The organism is Methylobacter tundripaludum SV96 (genome assembly GCF_000190755.2).
Lineage (GTDB): Bacteria > Pseudomonadota > Gammaproteobacteria > Methylococcales > Methylomonadaceae > Methylobacter_A > Methylobacter_A tundripaludum.
Genome location: NZ_JH109153.1, coordinates 1,152,174 through 1,175,776 on the forward strand (window position 1 = coordinate 1,152,174; position 23,603 = coordinate 1,175,776).

The window sequence follows — 23,603 nt, forward strand, 5'->3', positions numbered from 1 at the left end:
CGTAAGCAGGACAAAGCCAACACATTCATTCCAGAATGCCTAACGTGAAGTTAACCGGCTGCGCGCTTTTGCGCAGTCCGGGTTGAACGCAGGGTTAGGGTGCAAGCGCCTCATGGAGAGCCAGGAATAACACGGAGCGCCATATATGAGGCAACAATCAAAACGAACAACACTAAGAAGAGAACCAGGAATCCGCTGCCCTTGATTGTGAAATTGATGCCTGGAATTTTTAGGATAGCTTGCGACAAAGACTTTGCCTGAAACAGCGCCTTCAAGGACGCAAGCAGTAAAACTACAATCGCCGCTAATACCAAGGCTCCGAACACAACTAGCGCGGCCTCCAGTGGAACAACTGCCAACGCATACTCGGATTTCATGGAGTTTCTCCTTGCGGCCTAACGTTAAGTAGACACCTTTTAAGGTGTATATTAAATTTAAATTGCCAGAGTACAGCGGTGTATAACGCCACCCCGAAAATCCGTTAGGCCAGATGCTATAACAATAGCAATATTGATAGCAACCTTTATTATGCAAAATGAAAATACACCGCAATAGAATGCAGGGATCGGATTCTAAGTTTTGCATAACCAATCTTGTATTCTTAAGAACTCACGTTTGTAAGGGATCTGCCATCGGGCGATTCGGTAACTCCTCAAGCCATTCCCGGCTCTTGCGCCTTTTGACCAGGACGATAGCCGGAATAGACATAAACGGGAATATCAATGTCCATTAAACAGCTCTCTATCAACGGCCATACGTCATCCCAGTCCAAATCGCCCGATCCGGTTGCCAGTTTCGGTATGGCAATTGAGGTGATTTTCTCTTTTAAGATAATACTAACTAAGGCATCTAAAGCATGCTTGATATTACTGAGTGTCGCTTTGCCAAGACGATAATCATGGCTATCAATGGCATCCTGAACAATCAGGTTAACAATACGAATATTATTTGTTCCGACCCAGAGCCAAGCTTCGCCGGGCCGGGTATTGTGTTGATGGCACCAGCGATTGAAATCTTTGCACATCTCGGGATATCGATTGCGCAGAGCTAGCGCCAGTCCTTTATCCATCGGATCGTTAATGCCCACTCCCTGAACGATGGCGTTGGCTTTGCTTAGTAAAATATCACCTTCAACCTTGTAAATCATAGCGTTCTCCTTTTACAGTTTTATTGAACATGCAATTTCGTTCTCCGACTGCACAACCAGTAATAATCACTGCCCACTCTTCCAAATAGAAAACAGCAACCAAATTCCCCCGATAGTCGCAAACGAGTAGCCCAAAAACCCGAATGCAGGCAGGCCGAATATTTCCGGCCCGCCTTTTACGGTCATGATAATGGACGAGCCGATAATCAACGCCGCGGTCACGATACCCATGGTTAAACGGCTAATGGCGTTATCCATAGTACTGACATAGTGATCAAGCCGCCGGACGGTAATATCGACCTGAATGGCGCCTTTTCTGGAGGCGCGCAATAGTTTGCGCAGGTCTTTCGGCAGGCTGGATAAAAGATCCGCGATGCTGACCAGGTTCCGCCAGCCCCGTTTGGCGATAGCCTCCGGCCGGTAGCGCTCCATCATGATTTTATGGAGATAGGGGGCGGTAAACACCAGCGTGTTGAATTCCGGATTAAGATGTCTGCCGAGACCGTCCAGAGTAATGTAAGCCTTGACTAACAAGGCGAGATCGGCAGGCAATATCAACTTATGATCCCTTAATATGGCCATCAGATCGCTCATCATGCCGGTGAGACTTAAATCCTTCAGCGCCAGCGAGCTGTATTGATCGACAAAGGCTTCCAGATCAATGGTCAGCATTTGTTCATCGGTATGAATATTGTCCGACCAGTCTTCAAGTATCTCGGCGACTTTAGTGGGCAGGTGATTGGTCATGCCGTACAACAGGCTGACCACCTGCTCCCGGCGCTCTTCGGTTAAACGGCCGACCATGCCGAAATCGATAAAGGCCAGTTTGTTATCTTCCAGATAAAACACATTGCCCGCATGCGGGTCGGCATGAAAAAAGCCGTCCTCCATGATCATCTTGATGACGGCCTGAGTGCCGCGGTCGGCCAGCAGTTTCCTGTCCAGCCCCGCTTGGTCGACTGCCGCAAGATCCCTGCCCTGAATGCCTTGGATATACTCCTGTACATTGAGCCGTTCGCAGGTCCATTGCCAATAGACGCTTGGAATCTTGATATTGAGATCGTCGGCCAGGTTGGCGGCTACCCGTTCCGCATTCCTGCACTCGGCGGCCAGGTCGAGTTCCCGGCGTAATGACTGGTTAAACTGACGCAGGACTTCTTTCGGATGAAACCTTCGAAACTCCGGCGATTCCGATTCGGCAATATCGACAAGGCGATGTAAAAGGCGCAAATCGGCTTCAATGATTTTGCGCAGGCCGGGTCTGCGAATCTTTAAGATAACCGGCGTGCCGTCCTTGAGTGCGGCTTTATGTACCTGGGCAATTGATGCGGCGGCAAGCGGTTGTGTCTCGACGTGTGAAAAAAACTCATCAATGCGGCCGCCAAGATCTTCTTCAAGCTGCGGCAGCAGCTCATCAAAGTGCATCGGAGGCACCTGGTCCTGAAGCTTTTCAAACTCGGCAATATATTGGGGCGAGAATAAATCAACGCGTGTCGCAAGGATTTGCCCTAACTTAATGAAGGTAGGCCCCAACTCTTCCAGTACGCGACGCACACGTTGCGGCGTGTCGAGTTGCACATAGTCTTCCACATGCTGCCAGTGCAGCACCCTGCCCGCGCGTTCCAATGCCTTGCCCATCCCCAAGCCGCGAACAAAGCTGCCGAATCCATAGCGGATTAATACCGAGGCAATATCATGAACCCGGCCCAGATCCCTGGCTGCGTTTAGCATTTCCCATAACATGCTTTATTTTCTGGAATGCGACGACTGTAAGCTTTCAGCGATGCCCAATAAAATACCGCTGCCTATTTTCGCCAAAGCCGAAGCAGTGGCAACCGTACTTGAAACGATTACGTCCGCACTGATCTTCGGCAAGTCTTTCAATGCGTCCAGGGCGATTAAAGTCTGTTCGCCAACGGCCGTTCCGCTTTGCCGCGAATGGGCAATAAAATCATTGACGATGCCGCTAACGACCTGACCACTGCTTTTGGCGACTTTCTCAAAGGTATCGAGAAACAATCCCTCCATGTCCCGTATGTCTTTGATGGCGTCATTAAAATCATGTTCGGAATACTCATTGACCTTGGCAGCCGCCTCTTCAATGGCCAATGTTGAGGCTTCCGCCGCAATCGCCAACGCATCATCCAATGCAGTGGCAGCCTGATTAAAGACCTCTTTGCCATGCTCACCGTGGCTGGTCATGCCCTCATTAATGCCATTAATGACCGTTTCAGTAACACTTTTGATATTGTCCATATCCAATTGATGTGCTGTCAGCGCTTTCAGGGTTATATCCTTAACTTGCTGATGAACATCGGTTCCCGATTTAACCGCTGCCCGGACTGCATTTTTAACGTCTTGTTGGTGTGCTTCAGTCATGGTCGTTCTCCAAATCAATATAAAAAAATTAGCGGTAGGGTGCGGAGTAGGTATAGAGTCCGGAGTTAGTAAGGCGACATTTGCTCCTTCTCCCTCAGGGAGAAGGTTGGGATGAGGGGATATAAATAAGCATTTTCCTTATTTTAGATTCCCCTCACCCAACCCTCTCCCGCTGGAGAGGGCTTTGTGTCTCTTTACCAACTTCGGGATCTATAATTCCATGAAAGAACACCCAACGTTACGCATTTTTCACCACGAAGACACGAAGAGCACTAAGAAAAATAAACTTCGTGTCCTTCGTGTCTCGGCAATGGCTCCTGCATTACTCTACCTCTTGCCTCCATACAGTCGTTCGTGGTGAACAACAAAACCGGTTATCACGATTATATGCTCTCTAAGTTACTCACCGTATCCGATTCACCATTCAGGCTGAAGCATTTTTTCCTGGCCGAAGCAGGCGCATAGATAAAATCGTTGTAGGAGGATTTTTCTTTATCGACCGTGGTTAATTTATGTCTTTCTACCATCCAGCGCCGGTGAAAATAGTCTATAAAAAGATCCGGCATGCTCCACTGTTCCGATTCAAAAAAGTTACTGGTGTCGTTTTTCAGTTCAGCCTGCCAATGTAAATAAGGCATTCTGCCTATCGGCTCGGACAAGTAAAAGCTGTTAAATATTTCCAGGACTTTGGTTTTTTTGCGAAGAACCATAAACAAAGGCGTGCTGGGCAAGTTGTCGTAATCGTAGGCGAATACGCCCAGCGTCCCGCCATCCTTTTCAGTGATGTGTCCCGCTATATCTTCGAGCGATGATAAAAACAAGCGGTTATATTGACGGAATTCCTCAGCGCCAAAGCCGATAATTTCCTTCGCGTGGAGTTCTGAAGCCGGGCCGTCCTTCAAAACAAGCATCCTGAAATGAGCCCCTTTTTTAATCGCGAGTTCAAACTCCCGGCAATAATGCCGATAGCGCGGATCGAAGGTGATTAACCAATACACATAATCGCCGGGATACAGGCTGTGCATGATCTCGGAAAAATCCAATTCTTTCTCGGTTATTCCTAAAAAGCCCCGCTTCTTGGCGTTGATGACCGTTTTATCGATATACTTGGTCAGTACGTTCTGAAATATCTTTTCGGTTTCTTTGCGCTCTTCGGTAGCGATGATCCAGTGATGAAAAAAACCCACTGAAATCACCACCGACGTAAACAAACCGAACTCGGAGATAATTTTTAACAGCCATACGTATTCTTTATTGCCGACGTCAGTTGCCAGCACCCCAAAAACCTTGTAAACGGTAAACCCGCCGAAAATAAGCACCAGCGCGAATAGCCATTTCAGGATGTTAAGATTTGATGACATATCTATTGCTCCCGCCCGTTTAATAGGGCGATAAGAGAAAAATCAGTCGTCCAAGAAAGACACGAAAAGATACGCAATATCGACAAAACCATTCCTCTTCGATAACTCTTCACAGCTCGGTATCTCTTGGTCATTTTCGTGTATAAAATGCGCTTTTTAGCTTCATGTGCCTTCTTTCCATGATGACAGATACGCCTGCTGTTCCGGACTTAAACTGTCGATACTAAGGCGCATCGCCGCCAGCTTCATCACCGCGACCTGTTGATCAATATCGACCGGCACCGGATGTACTGCGTGTTCAAGATTCCTCCCCTGCTCCCACAAATAGGCAATGCTCAAGGCCTGATTGGCAAAACTCATATCCATGACGGTTGCCGGATGACCTTCTGCGGCGGCCAGATTGACCAGCCGTCCTTCGGCCAGCAGCCTTACGATACGTCCGTCTTTAAGCTGATAGGCTTCAACGCCGGTCCGTGGACGGTGTTTTGTTACGGCCAACTTTTCCAACGCCGGAATATTGATTTCAACATTGAAATGTCCTGAATTGGCGATCACGCAGCCGTCTTTAATGACCTCGAAATGCGCTTTATCCAGCACATGCTTGTCGCCGGTTGCGGTAACAATAAAATCCGAAATAGCGGCAGCTTCCAGCATGGGCATGACGCGAAATCCATCCATCGCGGCTTCCAGCGCCCTAAGCGGCTCGACTTCGGTGATGATGACTTGCGCCCCGTGGCCTTTGGCGCGCATCGCGATGCCGCGTCCGCACCAGCCGTAGCCTGCAACCGTGAAGGTTTTACCGGCCAGCAGTATGTTGGTGGCGCGAATAATACCGTCCAGCGTGCTTTGGCCGGTGCCGTAACGGTTATCGAACAGGTGTTTGGTCATCGCATCGTTGACCGCAATCACCGGAAATTTGAGCGCACCATCTGCCGCCATGGCACGCAACCGAATCACGCCGGTGGTGGTTTCTTCGGTGCCGCCGATCACCTCGGCCAACAAATCGCTGCGGTTTTTGTGCAACTCGCTGACCAGATCGGCGCCGTCGTCCATAGTCAGTTGCGGCCGATGATCCAATGCCTTGGCGATATGCCGGTAATAGGTGCCGTCGTCTTCGCCACGAATAGCAAAGGTGGGGATCTGATAATGCTGCACCAGTGCGGCAGCGACATCGTCCTGGGTGCTGAGAGGATTGCTGGCGCATAACACCAGCTCCGCACCGCCCGCTTTCAGGGTGCGGGCCAGGTTGGCGGTTTCCGTAGTGATGTGCAGGCAAGCGCTGATCCGCGCACCCGCCAATGGCCGCTGTTTGGCAAAACGATCGTGGATGGCGCGCAATACCGGCATTTCGGTCAACGCCCATTCAATGCGCTCGCGCCCCTGGTCGGCCAGAGCAAAATCTTTTATGTCATAGTTGTTATTCATAGCGCTGATCACCTACGTCTTTTGTTTCCGTGTCGCACTCGCCGGTAAGCGGTACAAAACTGACACCGAGAATATTACGGGTCTCGACTTTGCCGTCGGCCTTTTTTTCTACCACCATCAACTCCTGATAGTTGAAGGGAAAACCCACCGGTATAACCAGGCGAGCGCCCGGGCGCAGTTGATCGATCAGGGCTTGGGGAATATAAGGCGTCGCGGCGGTCACGATGATGCCGTCAAAAGGCGCATGCTCCGGCCAGCCGAAGTGGCCGTCGCCGGTGTATACCGTTACATTGTTGTAGCCCAGTTTTTCAAGTCGGCGGCGCGCCTTGGTAGACAGCTCTTCTATTATTTCAAGCGAATAAACCTGTTTAACCAGTTTCGACAGGATGGCCGCCTGATAACCGGAACCCGTGCCGATTTCCAGAACGGTATCGGTAGGCTGGGTATTCAATAAGTCGGTCATCAAGGCAACCATATACGGCTGGGAAATAGTCTGCCCGGAGCCAATGGGCGCAGGGCCGTTATCGTAGGCAAGAAAGCGAAAATCCGCAGGCAAAAACTTATGTCGAGGCACTTGTTTTATGGCCGCCATGACCCTGTCATCCAATGCATCCTTACCGATCAGGTGCCGGGTCAGGTTAACTTCCATTTCAATATCGTCCAACATGCGTTGCAGACCGCTCATTAAATATGCTCCAGGTGTTTTATCGTTCTCACGGTCTTCGTGGGAAGGCTCTATTAGGAAATCACAACATGGGTAGTTATCTCCAACAACACGGACTGTTGATTCCAACATAACTCCGATAGGGTTTCAATTGGGGACATTACTTATAGCTTTGCGCAAAAAGCCGTAGCAAAATTAAAATCAAGCGAGGGTGAATTAATGAAAGCCATGGTATTAAAAGCGTTATGTAATCTTAAAGAAAATCAAATGCCGCTGGAATTGACGGAACTGCCTGTTCCGATTCCGCGTGAACAGGAAATCCTGCTGAAGGTTTCGGCTTGCGGGGTTTGTCATACCGAACTGGATGAAATTGAAGGCCGCACTCCGCCGCCACGCTTACCGATAATTCCCGGCCATCAAGTGGTCGGCCGGGTCAAAGCTGTCGGCAGTAAAGTAAAGACTGTCAAAACAGGCGACCGAGTAGGCGTTGCCTGGATTTTCTCCGCTTGCGGCTCATGTAAGTTTTGTCTGGCAGACAATGAAAACCTGTGCCCGGCTTTCGCAGCGACAGGACGTGATGCCAATGGCGGCTATGCCGAATATATGACGGTTGCGGAAGATTTCGCTTATGCAATTCCGGAGAGATTTTCCGACCTACAGGCCGCCCCGTTGCTTTGCGCCGGTGCAATCGGCTATCGGTCATTGCGCTTGACCGGCCTAAAGGACGGGCAACGACTGGGACTGACCGGCTTTGGGGCATCGGCGCATTTGGTATTAAAAATGGCGCAACACCGCTATCCGAATAGCGAAATTTATGTTTTTGCCCGAAGCCTACAGGAAAGAGTATTTGCCAAGGAACTGGGGGCGGTGTGGGCAGGAGCTACCCATGAGCGCGCGCCCTTTAAACTGAACAGTATCATCGATACCACTCCGGCATGGGAACCTGTCGTTGAAGCATTGGCTAATCTGGAATCCGGCGGCAGACTGGTGATTAATGCGATTCGCAAGGAAGGCGACAATCGCAGCCTGCTGAAGCTGGATTATCCGCTGCATCTTTGGCAGGAAAAAGAGCTAAAGAGCGTCGCCAACATCACCCGAAGCGATGTGAAGAAATTTTTGAGTCTGGCGGCTGAAATGAATCTCCGGCCCGAGGTTCAGGTGTTTGCATTGGAACAGGCCAACGAGGCGCTGATCGAACTGAAGACAGGAAAGATTCGCGGAGCCAAGGTGCTGAAAATGGCTTGATCAATCTATGGACTATCCTCTGCAAAGCAAGCGCTTACTAATAGCACTGATGGTACTCATGCTTATAGATATTTGAGGATAGCAAAAACACAATAATCCATCCTTTCAAGGTTCTCGTGATACTGAGGGAAAGCTCCGTGATTCCATTCAATCGTATTGAAACGGCCATTCATCATGAAACATGGCAAGCGTGCATTTAACCGTTCCGATGGGCGGACATGTCATTTCCAATTTTCCAATGATACATTCGTGAGGAGGCGTCATGGCGCTTAAACAATATGGTGTTCTTAAAGGCAAGGCCATCAATAAAATAATCGGGCAAAGATCAAGCCCGCATTATCAAGTGCATCTTATCGACGATACGACAGACTATCGTATTGCCGTTAATGTAAAGTCCAATCTCGCGCCTTCCGAGCTGATGTATCTTATCATCGATGATTTTCAGCATCCTGTCCTGGAAAAGCTGGCACGCCTGGATAAAGGTTTTACCCCGCTACAGAGTGCGCCAAACAAAATGGCGCTGGATTTCATACGCGGCAATCTGTTCGATCCAAGACAAATACGCCCTTTGCCCTATAACGTTCCCGGCCCGGATAATGATCTCAACGAAAAAATAGATGTTTATGTGCAACGCGCCATCGGCGACGAACGGGCGAGCGTCTATGCTTTCGGCGAACGCTGGGGACCTGAAAACGGCCTAAAAGATAAATATTTCGGTTTTAAGCCTGGAAACGGAATTCATGATATTCACATGAATCAAGGTAACGTCGGTGAGTTTATCAAGGATGACGGCGTTTGGCAGGACGGCGCGTTACTTTTTCATTTTCCAAGTGTCGATAAAGTGATTGTCGGTGTCGGTGCGGAGGTTTGGCCGGAACAATGGGTCGCCGTTTTTCTGGCTTTTCAGTCGCAGTGCCGGCATACCGACGATCACACCGGCCATCGGCTGCCGCAGTGCGAAGGGACTATTATTCCTCCTGAAAAAGAACACAGCGTCCAAATTGTAGCGGCGCTGGTCAATCCCGAAGGCGAAGATTCAGGGCATGAAACTGTTACCTTGATTAATCTCGCTCCAGACGCGGTTGATTTATCCGGTTGGTTTATTGCGGATAACAATAAAAACCGCTCGCCTATCGCGGATATGCGGATTAAACCGGGCGCAACCGGTGTAGTGAACTTGGATGGACAGGGCGCGCAGTTAGGCAACAACGGCGGGATCATTACCTTGCTTGATCCTGAAGGCCTTAAACACCACGGCGTATCCTATACCAAAGAACAAGCCCTCAGCGGCTGGACGGTTTTGTTTTAAGTGCGCAGTAGATTCCTCGTTCCCACGTAGCTCACCACTGTCATTAAGTTAAGAAAAATATGTAACAAAATGTTAATCGAGTAGGGCGCGCCGTGCGCGCCAAAAGGATAGCAAAGTTTTTCAGGCATCGGGAAAGGCGCGCACGGCACGCCCTACACCCGCTGTACCATCAACCAAATGCTCTAGCTCCTTGGTTAACGCAATATAGGGAAACAGGTTCACCGGCACCGCGCTGTTAATTTCCTGATAAATACGCCGGTATCGGTTGATTTTATAGTGTTCATCCGGCTGCTCAAAGTAGTCGGCACACGTTTCAGCTTTGCTTGCTAGGATGCCTTTAATCACCCGACCGATCACCCGCTTCATGTCCTCTTGCAATTCATTCAGCACTTTTCGTTCCCAAACATCGTGCATGGGTATTTTCGTCAACTGTTCGTTGACTTCATTCAAGCCCAGATAACGGGTGATTTCATTAAATAGCTTCAAGGTCGCGACAAAATTCTGCTCGGTTTCGGCGGCCAATGAGACGATCAGAGGAAAATCATTGAGACTGGATAGAAACGCCATACTGAGCGCCAGTTGCCCGGGAATGCCGTCTTGCCGATATTGCTCCAGCTGCTCGCTAAACTCGGCGTAGTCGCTTTTAAAATAGTGTTCATAATCCTTTAAATGACGGCTATAGCACTCAATGGTCTGTGCATTCGGCCGGATTTTTCTGTCTTGCATTAAGGCCCACCGACAAAAACCGGTCAAGGTATTTTCCAGTTGCATCAATAACCGATATTGCTTGTCGGCCGCTATTTTATTGTCCAGCGCACTAATTGCCTGCCGCAAAGCATCGCTATTTAAAACCCGGTCGAAAGTCAGATAACAGGTGACATGATCCAGAGTGTTTTCGCTATCGGCATCCAGGCTTAAAAAACCGCAACCGGCCTGATTGATGATTTTATTGCTGATCAGGGTGGCTTTAATTTCATGAGCCAAGGGGTGCGCGGACAGATAGCTTGCGTACTGTTTGCTGATCTGCTCGGGAAAGTAGGCATGCAGATAACAGCTGCAACACTCTTCCTGTAGCAAGGCGGATTGATCCTGTATCACTTGGGTCAGGTACATTTTGCTTGCGGCCATTAATACCGCAAGCTCAGGCCGGGTAATGACTTGTCCGGGCCGGAACATGACTTCTTTGGTTGGTGAAAAGCATTCAACCGCTCTATCGAAAAATCCGACGGTTTCCAAACGTTCGGCCAGTTGCAAAAAAACCGCCGGAGTTTCGACGCAACGCAGCTGTTCCAGGGATAAACAAAGGCTTTGGGCGATATTATCGGCCAAAGCCAATCGGCACACATCCTGGGTCATGCTGATAAACAACGGTTGGTAATCGGCAATCAGCTTTTTCTTTTGCAGACCGACCAGGAAGATTTTTAAATTCACTTCATGATCGGAGGTATCGACGCCTGCCGAGTTATCGACCGCATCGGTGTTAATGCGCCCTCCCCCCAGACTGTATTCAATGCGCGCTTTTTGGGTAAACCCCAAATTGGCGCCTTCGCCAACGACACTGGCGCTCAGATCGGCCGCATCCACCCGCACGTTATCGTTAGCCCTATCGCCGACATCTTCGTGTTTTTCGGTACTCGCTTTTACGTAAGTGCCGATACCGCCCAGCCATAACAATTCCACCGGAGCCGTCAGCAAGTAGCGGATCAGGGATTCGCCATCCAGCAATTTGTAGCGTAGGCCTAACCATTTTTTCAACTCGGCGGAAACCGGAATATCTTTGGCCGATCGTGGATAAACGCCGCCGCCCGCAGAAATAAGCGTCCGGTCGTAATCATCCCAACTGGAGCCGGGCAACTCGAACAAGCGCTTGCGTTCATTAAATGCGGCATCGCTATCGGACGGATTCGGATCGATAAAAATATGCTGGCCGCTAAAAGCCGCCAATAGTTTGATACACGGCGACTGCAACATGCCGTTGCCGAACACATCGCCGTCCATGCTGCCGATACCGACTACGGTAAAGGCTTCGCTTTGTATGTCTTTACCTAACTCGCGAAAATGGCGTTTTATACATTCCCAGGCACCGCGAGCCGTAATACCCAGCGCTTTGTGGTCATAACCGCGGGAGCCGCCGCTGGCAAAGGCATCGCCCAGCCAGAATTGATATTCTGCCGAAACCGCATTGGCAATATCCGAGAACTGCGCCGTGCCTTTATCGGCAGCCACCACCAGATAGGGATCGGGATCATCGTAACAGACGATGTTCTGCGGCTTGACGACCTTGTCGTCGATATAATTGTCGGTTAAATCAAGCAAACCGTGTATCAAGGTAAGGTAGGCTTTTTTTCCTGCTTCTTTGATTCCCAAGCCGAGTTTTGAGTTGTTTCTTTTAACGACAAACCCGCCCTTGGCTCCTGTCGGGATAATCAGGGCGTTTTTGCTGATCTGGGTTTGCATCAGCCCCAGAATTTCAGCCCTGAAATCATCGGGACGATCCGACCACCGGATACCGCCACGGGAAATCTTGCCGCTGCGTAAATGGATGCCTTCCATATCGACCGCGTGGACATAAATCTCGTTTTGCGGTTTGGGAGCGGGCATGTCGATAATCCCCAAACTGTTAATTTTGAAGGCGATGAAATAATCCGCCAAGCCTCGACGCACATGAAAATTACAGCGCATCGTTGCATTAATCAGGTTAAACAAGGTGCGTAAAATCCGGTCATCATTAATATCGGAAACCGATGCGATGCTCTCCATCAATTGCAAACGTAACGGAAATAATATCTGCTCTTCCCTGATTACGGGATCATCCCACTCAGGATTCGGTCTAAAACGGGCTTCGAATTTATTAAACAGGCAGAGCGCAACTTGCGGGTTGTTGATCAAGGCATGATGAATGCTGGCTCGAGTAGTTCGATGACCCAGTTGCAAATAATAATTCCGGTAAGCCCTGAGCACGTCGATTTCCTGCCAGGCCATTCCGGTCAGGACACACAGCTTGTTGAGCGCGTCATTTTCCACTTGCCCATCCATCATCACTCGGATGGTTTCCAGCATCCGGCTTCTTAACTTGGCGAAAGAAGCGCACTGGCTTTTTGCCTTAATGGTGAAGCTTTTAATAAACAGGGTAATGCCATCAACCGTAATCGAAAATTGCACCTGATCCATTACCCTTAAATGCATATTTTCCAGGACCGGAATATATTCGTCCAGATAACGCGGCTGTCGGCTGTAAAAATGCAGCCGGTAGTGTTCGACTTGTCTGCCGGGATTAAGCAGGCTGATGCATTGATTGTTTGAGGACGTAATCTGTTCAAGATTCAGCATATCTTTTAGCGCATACCGCGGCGAAACCAGCGCCCGATATTCGGCTGAAAACGCGGCATGATATTTTTGCCACAATGACTGACCGGCTTGTTTGCCCAAAGCCCTTTCAGCGATACGCTGCAAGGCAATCGGCCATGTTTTGGTAGATCTGTTCAATTGCTTATCCGCCTTATTGAAGGTTTACAACATGATTATTTGTTAGCGGGATCGTTTTCAGCTCAGATGTTTTATGATTTCCAAAACATTGCAGTCGCCCTGCCGGGTATAGGTCACCGAATCCATTAAGGTACGGATGAAAAATATACCCATGCCGCCTTCTTTGGGCTGATCGAAATCAGGTAACGGCACAGACTCCAGATCAAAGCCCTGGCCGTGATCATAGACCTTGATGTTCAGTTCGTTTTCCTGAATATTGATGGTGATTCTGACGGTATCGCCCGGATTCGTCAGTGTCCCGTGTTTGATGGCGTTAACGGTCGCTTCCGTTAATACCAGATTTAAATGATAAGCCAACGCCTCCCGATCGCCGGAAAATTCGTCCAGTTCTTTCGCTATATGCTCGCCGATACTTCCGATCAAATCCAGATATTTGGTCTGCGTCGGAATGATTACCTCTATCTGAATAATCGAATTACACATATAAAACCTCTAGGTTTCGCTGTCAAAAGCCTCATTTAAATCCGCGTAAATATCAAAAACCCTGTTCAAGCGGGTTAACTCGAACATCGATAACACCTGCTGCTGCATGTTGGCTAAAGCCAGCTTGCCTGACTTGGCCGCGGCATTTTTATAGCCTGACAGCAAAGCGCCCAAACCGGAGCTATCAATAAAACGCACATGCTCGAGCTGGACAATAATATTGACCTCGCCCTGCTCTATCAAATGCAAAACGGCTTCCTTTAATTCGCCGGAATTATGCGCGTCGATCCTTTCTTCCTTGATAAACAGGACGGTACAGCCATTTATTTTTTCCAGATTTAAATTCATTGGCTTTTCTTAAGTGTGGTGAATATTTAAAACAAACCCTGTAGTCAAATCATAGCATCATAAGCTGCATTACAAATCTATTAACCTAAAAACTGGTTTAGATTCCTTATTTTACCGCCGGTAATTGGGTGAATGACCTAATTGACCTTATCGTGTCCAGGCGAGACAGAAAGAACATGAATGCCTCGCTCCGCTGGAAAAGGTATTCCTATGTTATGCTCACGCAAGGCTTTTTCAAGCCGAATAAGTAAATCATTAGCCGCCGGCAGTCGATTTGACAGTTCGCTGACATAGACACGAATAGAAAAATTCAGTGAGCTCTCGCCAAAACCGACCAGCAATACGCTTGGCTCAGGTTCTGCAAGCACCAGAGGCGTTGATCTTACCGTATCGATCATAACTTTATGCGCCAGCTCAATATCGGAACCGTAAGCGATACCCACAGGAATTACCACCCTGGTTATTGGATCGCTTAACGTCCAGTTGATCAGCTGACTGGTAATAAAGGTTTTATTCGGCACAATCAGGTCTTTCTGGTCCATGTCTATCAATGTAGTCGCGCGCATCTGGATGCGACTGACTTTGCCGGTGACCGTGCCGATGGTGACGGTATCGCCGACCCGGATCGGCCGTTCAAACAACAGGATAATGCCCGATACCAGATTGGCGAAAATTTCCTGCAAACCGAAACCCAACCCGACACTGAGCGCTGCAACCAGCCACTGCACCTGCGACCAGCTGCCGCCCAGCTCGTTGGCGACGCTGATAAAGCCTATCGAAAATAAAACATATTTAGCCAGCTGATTAACCGCATAACGACCGCCCGCCTCTATCGACAAGCGTCTGAAAACCAGTAATTCCATCACGCCGGAGAAATTTCGTACCGCGACCACCGCAATAAAAACATATAACCCGGCCAGAAAGAGATTGGTCAGGGTTATCGGTTGATAACTGTCCTGATTATCGATATTAACCAGATGCTGCCAGAGCACAATACGATCCAGAAATGAAAAAGCGGGCAAAATGTTTTTCCAGATCATCCAGAAACCGATCGCCAGCGTAAAACCGATAAAGACATTGAGCAGCTTTATGGTTTGGGCGTTTATTTTAGGAATGTCGATTTGTTGTTCATCAACCGGCAACACAGGATCTTCCGATCCTGCCAGATGCTTTTCGGTAACCGTCGCAGCTTTGCGCTTTTGTATGGCATTTGCAATAGCTAATTGCCGGTTAACCAAGGTTAGCCAACGAAACACCAGAGCATGAACAATAACAGTCAAAAAAATCAAGCGCAGGGTAATAATGAGTTTTTGCTGCAACTCCAATGCGCTCAAATAATAGCCTGCGACAGCAAAACCGATGATAACCAACGGCATGCAGATGACTGCCACATACCAGACATAGCGCAGTTTAGCGATCCACCCTTCTGGATTTTTGTTGATATAGTCCTGCAATAACCCGGTGGATGGCTTTAACACCCGGCCCGCAAACACGGCCATTACAATCATGATAATGATCAACGCCAGACGGCCGACACTGTCGCTATGCGCCGAAAATTTCGATGCACCGGTACTGCTGATAATAAACACCCCCGGCACCACAATAAAACGTATCCAGGAGATCTGCTCGCGCAAAAGACTGACTGTCGTTTTTTGCCATTGGAAATGCTTACTCGCTATGCCATCGACTGCAAACAGGCGATAAAAAAATTGTATAAAAAACAAAGGCAGTGCAGCCCCCCGTAACCCTTCCCCGACGGCTTTAGTGAAGTCGGCAACCTGAATGCTGCTACTCAAAAACCAGCCCAAATAATAGAGAAGCATCGGTAGCGACAAAACCAGTATTAAGTTGTAGGCCAGCGCTCTTAAAGTGTAATAAAAACTATCCGTTTTTCCCGCGATAGCCGTTAACTGCAATTTTGCCCAATTTCTGCTCAACTGTAGGCCGACAAAGCACAGTATCGCAATAAAGGTCAAAAACAGATGATAAAGGGTCAGCTTAGCCGCATCTGTAACCACCGCCATCCAGTTAAACGGCGACAACAGCCATTGCGTGGAATGATACAAATCGGCTATATAACTCAAGTTAATCGGCTCGGAACTGGGCACCCATAACAAACGCTCGTCCAAATAGATAGCGAATTTACCGGCCTGAGTACTCATCTGTTGTCTGGCAAAATCAAAGTCGCCCAAGGTGCGCAGATACGTGGTGTAAGCAACCGACAGCTTATTGAGCAGCTCTTTCTGATTGTTCAGCAACACCCGTAACTCAGCCTGTATCATCATCCGTTGATCCGCCGGCAAGGCTTGATCGACCTGCTGTTTCATCATGTCGTTTAGCACAGCGTCAACATCCATCAGCCGTTTCAACTGGTCCTCAACCTTGAATTGCGCAAGACTGGTTACTGCGGTTTCATTCTGAATAGCCTGGGACTGCTGCTTAAACTCATCCTGGATCGATAAATTACGCCGCTGCTCACGCAGGATTTTGCCCAAAGCCGGACTTAAGCCAGCCAGACTGATTTTCTTTTCAGCGCTTTTAAAGTCGGTTTCAATTTCCCCGGCTTGAGCCTCAACCTGAGTTTTTTGTTCGGTATACTGTTCAATTTTGGCCGTAATGTCCTGCAAATCGCGGCTGTATTGAATATTCTCCCGCGTACTTTCCTGAATAAGGGGATGCTTGCCGGAAACCGCTTTTTCCGCCTGACTGAGTGCATCCTGCATTTGCTTCGCTTCCTGCTGCCGCAGATCGAAAGTAAGGTTTTCGATTGCCGCAACAACCGGATTTAACGCCGCCTTTTGACTATCCAGCAACTGAAACTGGGTTTTAAGCAATTCGACTCTGGCCGGATTGCTGATGGCTTCAACATCGAGCATTTTCAGTTCGGCAGCGCGTGCGTCAATCAAGGTTTTCAGCTGCACTTGCCTGGCTTCGGCTTCCAATTTTGCATCGGCTTTACCGATCGGAACTTCCAATTTTTTCTGTGCCGCTTCCATATCTTGCTGTGCCGCGACCATTTCTTCGCGAATCAGCTGAGGACGGCTATTTTGCACAGCCAGCTCGCTTTCAAGTTTCCTTATCTGCTCATCCAGATTACTAATCTTCCCTTTTTCAAGAATAAGCCGTTGTTCAAGCTCCTCAACCGGTATCCGGCTAAAATCCTCCAGTTTTTGTTTGGAAACTTTCAGCAGGGTCTGCTCAAGTTCCTTTTGCAGTTTTTTGGTTTGCTCCGGCGCTTGCTTGAGAGCCGCCTTAAAGTCCGCTGTCTGCGCGTTAAGCTTTTCGATATTGCTCAAATTATCTTCAGCCGCCTGATAAATAGACAGCAGCTTGGATTTTGTCGCTTCATCAATGCCTCCCCGGGTATTGATGGCGTCGATTTTGGCCTTTAGCGTGTCTTGATTTATTTCAAACGCTACGCTTTTTTGCCCGACACCCGGCGTCGCGCTTTTAGCCCACGCCCCGGTTGAACCTAAAGCGATAATAAGCAATAAAAACAGCAAGGGATGAATCTTCGATTGAGCGGCAGGGAAATTAATGATTTTCATAGATTAAATAGTACAACGAGGAATGAGTTTACAGCGACATTGTAAACTGTTTTTGCCGGTTCCGAAGCAGGAAGCTTGGGACGTGTGTGATTAAAAATGCGGTTTTTTGGCTACCCGCTATTCAAGTTCAATATTATTAATTTAAGCTCAATGACATTAATTAAGGCTTAACCGTTCGTCCTTATCCTTCGACTGTGCCCAGAATTAAAGGCATTGTCAAGGATACTCGATTAAGCCGCTTCATGGTTCGACCGCATTTTTAACTCGATACATCGTTACCTATATTGCAACAGGAGTGCAGGCTTTGCTTGCGCTTGCAGGCGAAGCCTGCACTCCAGCTATCAGCAACTTTTACGCGAGTTCCCAAGCTCCGGCGCAGGAACGATACAAGGTATTTCCCGACGCAAGCAGCCGGATAAACAAGAAGGGTTGTAATCTGTTTTTTCCTCCATCCATTGAATTCTCTAAATAGACAAAGCCAGGGGCGATTTATCCTGTCATTACGTGTTACTTCAAATCATGTAGGTACTTAACTAATGATTAAAGCGAGCATAAACACGCCCCGCTATCGTCACACCGGCCAACGCAAGCGCACCGGAAACGATACCCGCCAGAGCATTAAGCAGCGAAGAAGTCAGTGTTTCCAATATGCCGCCGATGCCGGACAAAGCGCTGGCGCTTTGAGCAAGATACTCGATGAAGTGGTGCGCTACGGGAATGCCGTGAGTGATAATCCCGCCGCCCACCATAAACATCGCCGCAGTGCCGACAACTGCCAGCAACTTCATCAAGTAAGGTGCGCCATGCAGACAGGCTCGGCCGATTTTATGCTGTATTTTTGTCCATAGACCGACACCCGGCTGTTGGCACAGGTAAAGTCCCGCGTCATCGAGCTTAACAATGACTGCCACCAAGCCGTATACACCGATTGTCATAATCAGCGCGATGCCGGAAACCACCGCCACTTTGATCGCAAAAGCCGCAGTTGTTACTGCGCCCAGCGTGATGACGATAATTTCTGCCGACAGCACAAAGTCGGTACGAACGGCCCCCTTGATCTTGTCCTGCTCAAACGCCACTAGGTCGATCCCAGCATTGGCTACTGCCGCAGCCAGTTCGGCATGACGGGCTTCATCTTCGGCATGCGCATGCAGCAACGAGTGCGCCAGTTTTTCAAAGCCCTCAAAACACAGATAAGCGCCGCCGAGCATCAGCAGCGGCATAATCAACCAAGGCGCAATCCAGCTGATCGCCAACGCCGTCGGCACTAAAATCAATTTGTTTTTCAGTGAGCCTTTCGCTACCGCCCACACCACCGGCAGCTCCCGATCAGCCTGAATGCCGGACACTTGCTCGGCATTCAGCGCCAGATCGTCGCCCAGGACGCCGGCGGTTTTTTTCGCCGCAACCTTGGTCATCAGGGCCACGTCATCAAGGACCGAGGCTATGTCATCAAGTAAAGCTAAAAGGCTTGCACCGGCCATATTGGGTTCTTTTGGGTAGAGGTTGATTGAAGAGATGCCGGGCTTTTTACTGCCTGCATTTTAATTAAATAAGGGTATTGCCTGATATACGGTTCACGATTTCCGTTAACATCTGAGTGGCTGCATAAATCAAATCCGCTACACGCTCATGTCCTAAGTTGATCGCGTCGGCGAGCACCTCCGGGGCTTCGATATATTCACGCACCATTTGGCTCCTGAGCTTTCGGGTTTCCAGCCAATTATCGCTGGACTTGATCCAACCCAGGCGTTCGGCACGGTCCAGGTTGTCGACTGCCGTGGCGGTACGTTCGCCAACGAACGCCAGCAAATTGGGCAGAAGCTTGTCGCCTAAGGTGTCCTGGAGCCGCCCGAACCGGCTGATAAAGGCTTCCACTCTTTCGGCCAAATCTTCGTCGTTATTCAGTTCGGCAACAAGCGTCACCGTCAATGGCTGGGCAAATAACCGGTTATCGGTACTTTGTAAATGTTTGATCTCGCGCCTGACGACTTTGGCAAGAAATAGCAGTCTTTCTTGCTGCGGGGTGAACTTGGTCATAGGAGTATGCCTTCTTCCTGAGCAATTCGGTGTATGGCGCTTTGCGTGAGATTGGGCGCACGTAACATGACATCGACTTTTCTGCCGCCGATCGCACGCGAGGCCCGTACGGACAGACGCGCCGAAAGCGCTGCGGGATGTTCAACAGGATGGTCGAAATCAATCATCAAATCGACATCGCCGCCGCGCGCGTCATCATCCAATCGGGAGCCGAACAAGCGTATGGCTGCCGCATCCGGTGCAATGGAACCGATTGCTTCGCGTAAGGCGGCGATGTTTTGGGCGCTAAGGCGCACCGGGGAGTCGCTATTTTTGCGAAAGCTTTTATGGGCATCCCTGCCCAACAAGCGGCAAAAGCTACGCGACCGCTAATGCCTGCGGCTGCCCCAGCCGTCCTGCTTCTTTCGTTGGATACCCAACAAGGGGTATCCAACATCATTCTCGCAATGACTCGACGCGATTTCGGAAAGCCTGCATTTTCACTACGCAAAAACACGCTTCGTGAAAACACATGCTCTATCGCTTCTGGGGACTACTCGACTCCTGTCTCGCAGCGTCGGTAGTTCTCATTTGTTGGGAATCCTTTACTGGCGTTTTCCTATGGATGAGGCATTGTATCAGCAAAGCTTTTTGCAATTAAAAAATCACCTGTGCCTCATTTAAATAGTAATCCTCTCCCCGACTTTGGGAATATTCGCCTCCCAGCCGGTACGCTTGAAACAAGTCTGCAACGATAAAGTCGCCGACTTCTCGCCATGAATCAGGTAAAGTCTCGGCTTGGGTGCTTTAAAATGTCCCGCCCACTGCAACAACTGGCTTTGATCGGCATGGGCGCTTAACGCGCCCAAGGTATGCACTTTGGCCGCGACATTAACATCAGCGCCCAGGATTTTCAAATGCGACTTTTTACCGTCAACGATAGCCCGGCCTAATGTGCCTTCAGCCTGAAAGCCTGCGATGATGATATGCGCATTGCGCCGCCACAAGTTGTATTTAAGATGGTGGCGAATCCGCCCGCCGTTACACATGCCGCTCCCGGCAATGATAATCGCGCCGCCGGCAATGCGGTTAACGGCCATTGATTCTTCGGCTGTCTGTGAATAGATCAAGCCCGGCAACCAGGCTTGCCAGCCGCCGGGCGCGATTTTGGTAAATTCGGGATCATCAACATTGAATAAATGGGTATTTTCAGCGTAGATATTGCTGGCGCTGATCGCCATCGGGCTATCCAGGTAAATCTGTTGCTGCGGCAGTCCGCCCTGTCGCTGAATTTTACCCAACCAGTAAATCAGATCCTGGGTCCTGCCCACGGCAAAAGCCGGAATAATGACGTTGCCGCCGCTTTCTGCGGCTTCCGCCAATGTTTCGCGCAATTCATCCAGCGTGTTTCCCAGCGGTTTATGGTCGCGGTCGCCGTAAGTGGATTCAAGCAACAAGACGTCGGCTTCGGTTAAAACAGTCGGATCACGCAGTAACGGCGAATTCAGGTTACCCAAATCGCCGGAGAAAACCAGTGTTTTGGTTTTATCTTTATCGTTGATACGCAATCGCACGATCGACGAACCGAGTATATGCCCGGCCTCATGAAATGAAACACTTAACTCGGGCAGTATTTTGGTTTCCACGCCATAGGCTATCGGCTGACGTAGCGCCAGTAACATCTTTACATCCGCCTCGGTATATAAAGGTTCAAGCAGCGGCTTACCGGCGCGTTCCCGGCGCTTGTTTTCCCATTCGGTATCTCGTAATTGCAGATGAGCGGCATCCATCAGCATCAATTCCAGCAGTGGAAAACTGGCCTCGGTCAGAAATACCGGCCCCTTGAAACCGTCTTTAGCCAGTTTGGGCAAGCGTCCGCAATGGTCGAGATGGGCGTGAGACAAAACCACGGCATCAATGCCGGCGGGATCAAAGGGAAACTCGGCTTCATTTTGTTTTTCTGTTTCTCTCGACCCCTGAAATAGCCCGCAATCAAGCAATATGCGGCTGGAGCCGGTTTCCAATAAATAACAGGAACCGGTAACTTGGCCTGTTGCGCCTAAAAAAGTGAGATTTGTCATTGCCTTGCCTTATAGTGTGTAAAACTCAGTAAATGATGTCGCCATATAGATAAACGGCCCGTTTGGCCGTTGTCAAATTTCCTCGAACGATGTAGTTGATGTTAAAATCATATTATTACCGAGACACATACCAAAAGACTGATTGTCTTATTAAAAAGAGGTTTGTGGTAACCCAACTGCAAAACTTAACATCACGAACATTCAGCGAAGAAATAAATTGAAAAAGACCATAAGACACTATATGCCCCGATTGCTAATATTTCTTTTCATGGGCCTCCCCATGCAGGCGTTGCTTGCTGAAGAAACCGTCAATCAAGAACCCGGCATAGCTCAGGAAATTACCGCCATTATTGCGGCAAAACAGCATCCTTACCTGATGCTGTCCAATTTTCCCAATCGTACCGACGATCTTGAGTCCCTCTACAAGATGTCGAACCACCAGTTGCTGTGGCTGGGCAATGCTAATGCAGAAAAGAACATCACCGATGCTCTTGATCTATTGGCAACTGCGACAGTTCACGGATTAAAGCCTAAAAATTACGATACTGAAACGCTACGGCAAAAGCTACAACCTGCCTTAAAGCTCAAGCCGGATTCCTACAAGGAATTAGCGCTATATGATACGGCGCTTAGTATATCGTTACTACGCTTTCTGCATGATCTGCATTATGGCCGGGTCAATCCGCAGGGCATAAATTTTAACTTGAAGTTAAGAGAAAAAAAGCTGATTGATTTACCTTTGTTAATTAAAGACAGTCTGGCGCAAAACAATCTGGCTCAATTACCGCTATCGCTTGAACCTCAGTTCAAACAATATCAAAAGTTAAAACAGGCATTGGCTAATTACCGCCAACTTGCCGCAATCGCGGTGCCTTTTAAACTGGACGTTAAAGAAACGTTACACCCCGGTGAATCTCATCCGCAAATTGCCGAGCTGCGCCGGTTTTTAACCACCGTAGGCGACTTGCCTGACGATAAAACGGTTATCAGCGCTGAAAAATCATCGTTATACACTGACGCCATTGTTACCGGCGTTAAGGCGTTTCAAAAGCGGCATGGATTGACTGCTGACGGTAATATCGGAAAAGGCTCGGTGGCCGCACTCAACGTACCTTTAAACTACCGAGTAACACAACTTGAATTGGCTATGGAAAGGCTGCGCTGGTTACCGGAGCTCAATGTCGGCGCCTCAATTATTGTTAATATTCCGGCCTTTCAACTATGGGCATTTGATTCGATTGATCAGCCGGATGCCAATATAGTCAATATGCGGGTCGTTGTCGGCAATGCGCTGAAAACCCAGACCCCGGTGTTGATGGCGGAAATGCACTTTATCGATTTCATGCCTTACTGGAATGTGCCCTACAGCATCATAAAAAATGAGATATTGCCCAAGTTGATTCAAAACAGCAATTACCTTGATAAGGAAAATATGGAGATGGTGTCTGTTTTCCGAGACGGAGAAAAGCCTACAGCGCTTAACCAGGAAACCATGAATCTTCTTAAAGAAGGAAAGTTAAGAATCAGGCAGCGTCCGGGAGGAAAGAATGCCTTGGGCAAGGTGAAATTTATTTTCCCCAATAAGGATGACGTGTATTTACATGATACGCCGGCAAATGCCTTGTTTAGCAAGTCGCGGAGAGATTTTAGCCATGGCTGCGTACGGGTTGCGAATCCTCAAAAACTGGCTGAGTTTGCACTTAAAAATCAGGACAACTGGAACGCCGAGACGATACAACTGGCCATGAACACGCCAAAAATGCAGCGGGTCATATTGAAAAAGCCGATACCGGTGTTGTTTTTTTATACCACGGCTTTTTTTGATCAATATGATAATTTAGAGTTTTACCCGGATATTTATGGTCATGATGCGGTATTGCTGGGAGCCCTGAGCAAACCGGATGACTTGTCTGACCAAGCGCTTTTTATCAGCACCAATTCGACGCCGGAAGCGGCAATCAAATAGACACAACATTTGTTACAAGAAACGTGGTGATTGCCGACGACTGCACAGACAGATATTTGCCCCTCGGTAATTGCTCCTGCTCCCATGCAGCCGTGCGATAGATACATTCACCATGTCCATGCAGGAGGTACAACCCAAGGAA

Annotated in this window: 18 protein-coding genes; 3 read left to right on the forward strand and 15 right to left on the reverse strand. The window is 48.9% G+C overall.

Annotated features, from left to right (window positions below):
• Positions 1-110: 110 nt before the first annotated feature.
• The 7 genes from METTU_RS17910 to METTU_RS17940 form a co-directional block, all read right to left on the reverse strand.
• Complete coding sequence (locus METTU_RS17910) at positions 111-377, reverse strand: hypothetical protein (protein ID WP_006893308.1); 267 nt, start codon at positions 375-377, stop codon at positions 111-113.
• Positions 378-652: 275 nt separating this feature from the next.
• Positions 653-1,147 (reverse strand): macro domain-containing protein, encoded by a 495-nt coding sequence (locus METTU_RS17915; protein WP_006893309.1) that lies wholly within the window; start codon positions 1,145-1,147, stop codon positions 653-655.
• A gap of 66 nt (positions 1,148-1,213) precedes the next feature.
• On the reverse strand, positions 1,214-2,890 hold the full coding sequence (locus METTU_RS17920) for an ABC1 kinase family protein (protein WP_040580991.1): 1,677 nt from the start codon (positions 2,888-2,890) through the stop codon (positions 1,214-1,216).
• A gap of 3 nt (positions 2,891-2,893) precedes the next feature.
• The gene (locus METTU_RS17925) at positions 2,894-3,526 is read right to left on the reverse strand and encodes a DUF6781 family protein (protein ID WP_006893312.1); all 633 of its coding nucleotides are present in this window, start codon (positions 3,524-3,526) and stop codon (positions 2,894-2,896) included.
• A 383-nt stretch (positions 3,527-3,909) separates the two neighbouring features.
• The gene (locus METTU_RS17930) at positions 3,910-4,887 is read right to left on the reverse strand and encodes a hypothetical protein (RefSeq protein WP_006893313.1); all 978 of its coding nucleotides are present in this window, start codon (positions 4,885-4,887) and stop codon (positions 3,910-3,912) included.
• Between the two features lie 162 nt (positions 4,888-5,049).
• Positions 5,050-6,312 carry an adenosylhomocysteinase gene (gene ahcY, locus METTU_RS17935; protein WP_006893316.1) on the reverse strand — a complete coding sequence of 421 codons (1,263 nt, stop codon included), beginning with the start codon at positions 6,310-6,312 and terminating at the stop codon, positions 5,050-5,052.
• Positions 6,305-6,997, reverse strand: coding sequence for a protein-L-isoaspartate(D-aspartate) O-methyltransferase (locus METTU_RS17940; protein WP_006893317.1), 693 nt, complete (start codon positions 6,995-6,997; stop codon positions 6,305-6,307). Before METTU_RS17940 ends, ahcY begins: the two co-directional genes overlap by 8 nt.
• Positions 6,998-7,195: 198 nt before the next feature.
• On the opposite strand from METTU_RS17940, the gene METTU_RS17945 reads away from it, so the two are divergent.
• Positions 7,196-8,221 (forward strand): zinc-dependent alcohol dehydrogenase family protein, encoded by a 1,026-nt coding sequence (locus METTU_RS17945; RefSeq protein ID WP_006893319.1) that lies wholly within the window; start codon positions 7,196-7,198, stop codon positions 8,219-8,221.
• A 262-nt stretch (positions 8,222-8,483) separates the two neighbouring features.
• Complete coding sequence (locus tag METTU_RS17950) at positions 8,484-9,530, forward strand: DUF2278 family protein (protein WP_006893320.1); 1,047 nt, start codon at positions 8,484-8,486, stop codon at positions 9,528-9,530.
• A gap of 120 nt (positions 9,531-9,650) precedes the next feature.
• Here the strand turns inward: METTU_RS17950 and METTU_RS17955 are convergent, their stop codons facing one another.
• The 8 genes from METTU_RS17955 to METTU_RS17990 all read right to left on the reverse strand — a co-directional run bounded on the left by METTU_RS17955 (position 9,651) and on the right by METTU_RS17990 (position 21,495).
• Positions 9,651-13,016, reverse strand: a complete 3,366-nt coding sequence (locus METTU_RS17955; protein ID WP_006893321.1) for an NAD-glutamate dehydrogenase domain-containing protein — start codon at positions 13,014-13,016, stop codon at positions 9,651-9,653.
• A 57-nt stretch (positions 13,017-13,073) separates the two neighbouring features.
• Positions 13,074-13,499, reverse strand: a complete 426-nt coding sequence (locus METTU_RS17960; protein WP_006893322.1) for an ATP-binding protein — start codon at positions 13,497-13,499, stop codon at positions 13,074-13,076.
• Positions 13,500-13,508: 9 nt separating this feature from the next.
• Entirely contained in the window at positions 13,509-13,847 is a 339-nt protein-coding gene (locus METTU_RS17965) for an STAS domain-containing protein (protein ID WP_006893323.1), read from the reverse strand.
• A gap of 137 nt (positions 13,848-13,984) precedes the next feature.
• The gene (locus METTU_RS17970; RefSeq protein ID WP_006893328.1) at positions 13,985-17,395 is read right to left on the reverse strand and encodes a mechanosensitive ion channel domain-containing protein; all 3,411 of its coding nucleotides are present in this window, start codon (positions 17,393-17,395) and stop codon (positions 13,985-13,987) included.
• Positions 17,396-17,928: 533 nt separating this feature from the next.
• The gene (locus tag METTU_RS17975; protein WP_006893329.1) at positions 17,929-18,879 is read right to left on the reverse strand and encodes a DUF808 domain-containing protein; all 951 of its coding nucleotides are present in this window, start codon (positions 18,877-18,879) and stop codon (positions 17,929-17,931) included.
• Positions 18,880-18,943: 64 nt separating this feature from the next.
• Complete coding sequence (locus METTU_RS17980) at positions 18,944-19,435, reverse strand: hypothetical protein (protein ID WP_006893330.1); 492 nt, start codon at positions 19,433-19,435, stop codon at positions 18,944-18,946.
• A complete protein-coding gene (locus METTU_RS17985) occupies positions 19,432-19,731 on the reverse strand; it encodes a nucleotidyltransferase domain-containing protein (RefSeq protein WP_006893331.1) in 300 nt (99 codons plus the stop codon). Before METTU_RS17985 ends, METTU_RS17980 begins: the two co-directional genes overlap by 4 nt.
• A 363-nt stretch (positions 19,732-20,094) precedes the next feature.
• Complete coding sequence (locus METTU_RS17990) at positions 20,095-21,495, reverse strand: MBL fold metallo-hydrolase RNA specificity domain-containing protein (protein WP_006893332.1); 1,401 nt, start codon at positions 21,493-21,495, stop codon at positions 20,095-20,097.
• A 241-nt stretch (positions 21,496-21,736) separates the two neighbouring features.
• Here METTU_RS17990 and METTU_RS17995 point away from each other — a divergent pair, with 241 nt between their 5' ends.
• A complete protein-coding gene (locus METTU_RS17995; protein WP_006893333.1) occupies positions 21,737-23,461 on the forward strand; it encodes a L,D-transpeptidase family protein in 1,725 nt (574 codons plus the stop codon).
• Positions 23,462-23,603 lie beyond the last annotated feature (142 nt).

Excerpts from the sequence above, each read along its gene's own strand:
- METTU_RS17910 (WP_006893308.1), bottom strand. The coding sequence starts at position 377 with ATGAAATCCGAGTATGCGTTGGCAGTTGTTCCACTGGAGGCCGCGCTA.
- METTU_RS17915 (WP_006893309.1), bottom strand. The coding sequence starts at position 1,147 with ATGATTTACAAGGTTGAAGGTGATATTTTACTAAGCAAAGCCAACGCC.
- METTU_RS17920 (WP_040580991.1), bottom strand. The coding sequence starts at position 2,890 with ATGTTATGGGAAATGCTAAACGCAGCCAGGGATCTGGGCCGGGTTCAT.
- METTU_RS17925 (WP_006893312.1), bottom strand. The coding sequence starts at position 3,526 with ATGACTGAAGCACACCAACAAGACGTTAAAAATGCAGTCCGGGCAGCG.
- METTU_RS17930 (WP_006893313.1), bottom strand. The coding sequence starts at position 4,887 with ATGTCATCAAATCTTAACATCCTGAAATGGCTATTCGCGCTGGTGCTT.
- ahcY (WP_006893316.1), bottom strand. The coding sequence starts at position 6,312 with ATGAATAACAACTATGACATAAAAGATTTTGCTCTGGCCGACCAGGGG.
- METTU_RS17940 (WP_006893317.1), bottom strand. The coding sequence starts at position 6,997 with ATGAGCGGTCTGCAACGCATGTTGGACGATATTGAAATGGAAGTTAAC.
- METTU_RS17945 (WP_006893319.1), top strand. The coding sequence starts at position 7,196 with ATGAAAGCCATGGTATTAAAAGCGTTATGTAATCTTAAAGAAAATCAA.
- METTU_RS17950 (WP_006893320.1), top strand. The coding sequence starts at position 8,484 with ATGGCGCTTAAACAATATGGTGTTCTTAAAGGCAAGGCCATCAATAAA.
- METTU_RS17960 (WP_006893322.1), bottom strand. The coding sequence starts at position 13,499 with ATGTGTAATTCGATTATTCAGATAGAGGTAATCATTCCGACGCAGACC.
- METTU_RS17965 (WP_006893323.1), bottom strand. The coding sequence starts at position 13,847 with ATGAATTTAAATCTGGAAAAAATAAATGGCTGTACCGTCCTGTTTATC.
- METTU_RS17970 (WP_006893328.1), bottom strand. The coding sequence starts at position 17,395 with ATGAAAATCATTAATTTCCCTGCCGCTCAATCGAAGATTCATCCCTTG.
- METTU_RS17975 (WP_006893329.1), bottom strand. The coding sequence starts at position 18,879 with ATGGCCGGTGCAAGCCTTTTAGCTTTACTTGATGACATAGCCTCGGTC.
- METTU_RS17980 (WP_006893330.1), bottom strand. The coding sequence starts at position 19,435 with ATGACCAAGTTCACCCCGCAGCAAGAAAGACTGCTATTTCTTGCCAAA.
- METTU_RS17990 (WP_006893332.1), bottom strand. The coding sequence starts at position 21,495 with ATGACAAATCTCACTTTTTTAGGCGCAACAGGCCAAGTTACCGGTTCC.
- METTU_RS17995 (WP_006893333.1), top strand. The coding sequence starts at position 21,737 with ATGCCCCGATTGCTAATATTTCTTTTCATGGGCCTCCCCATGCAGGCG.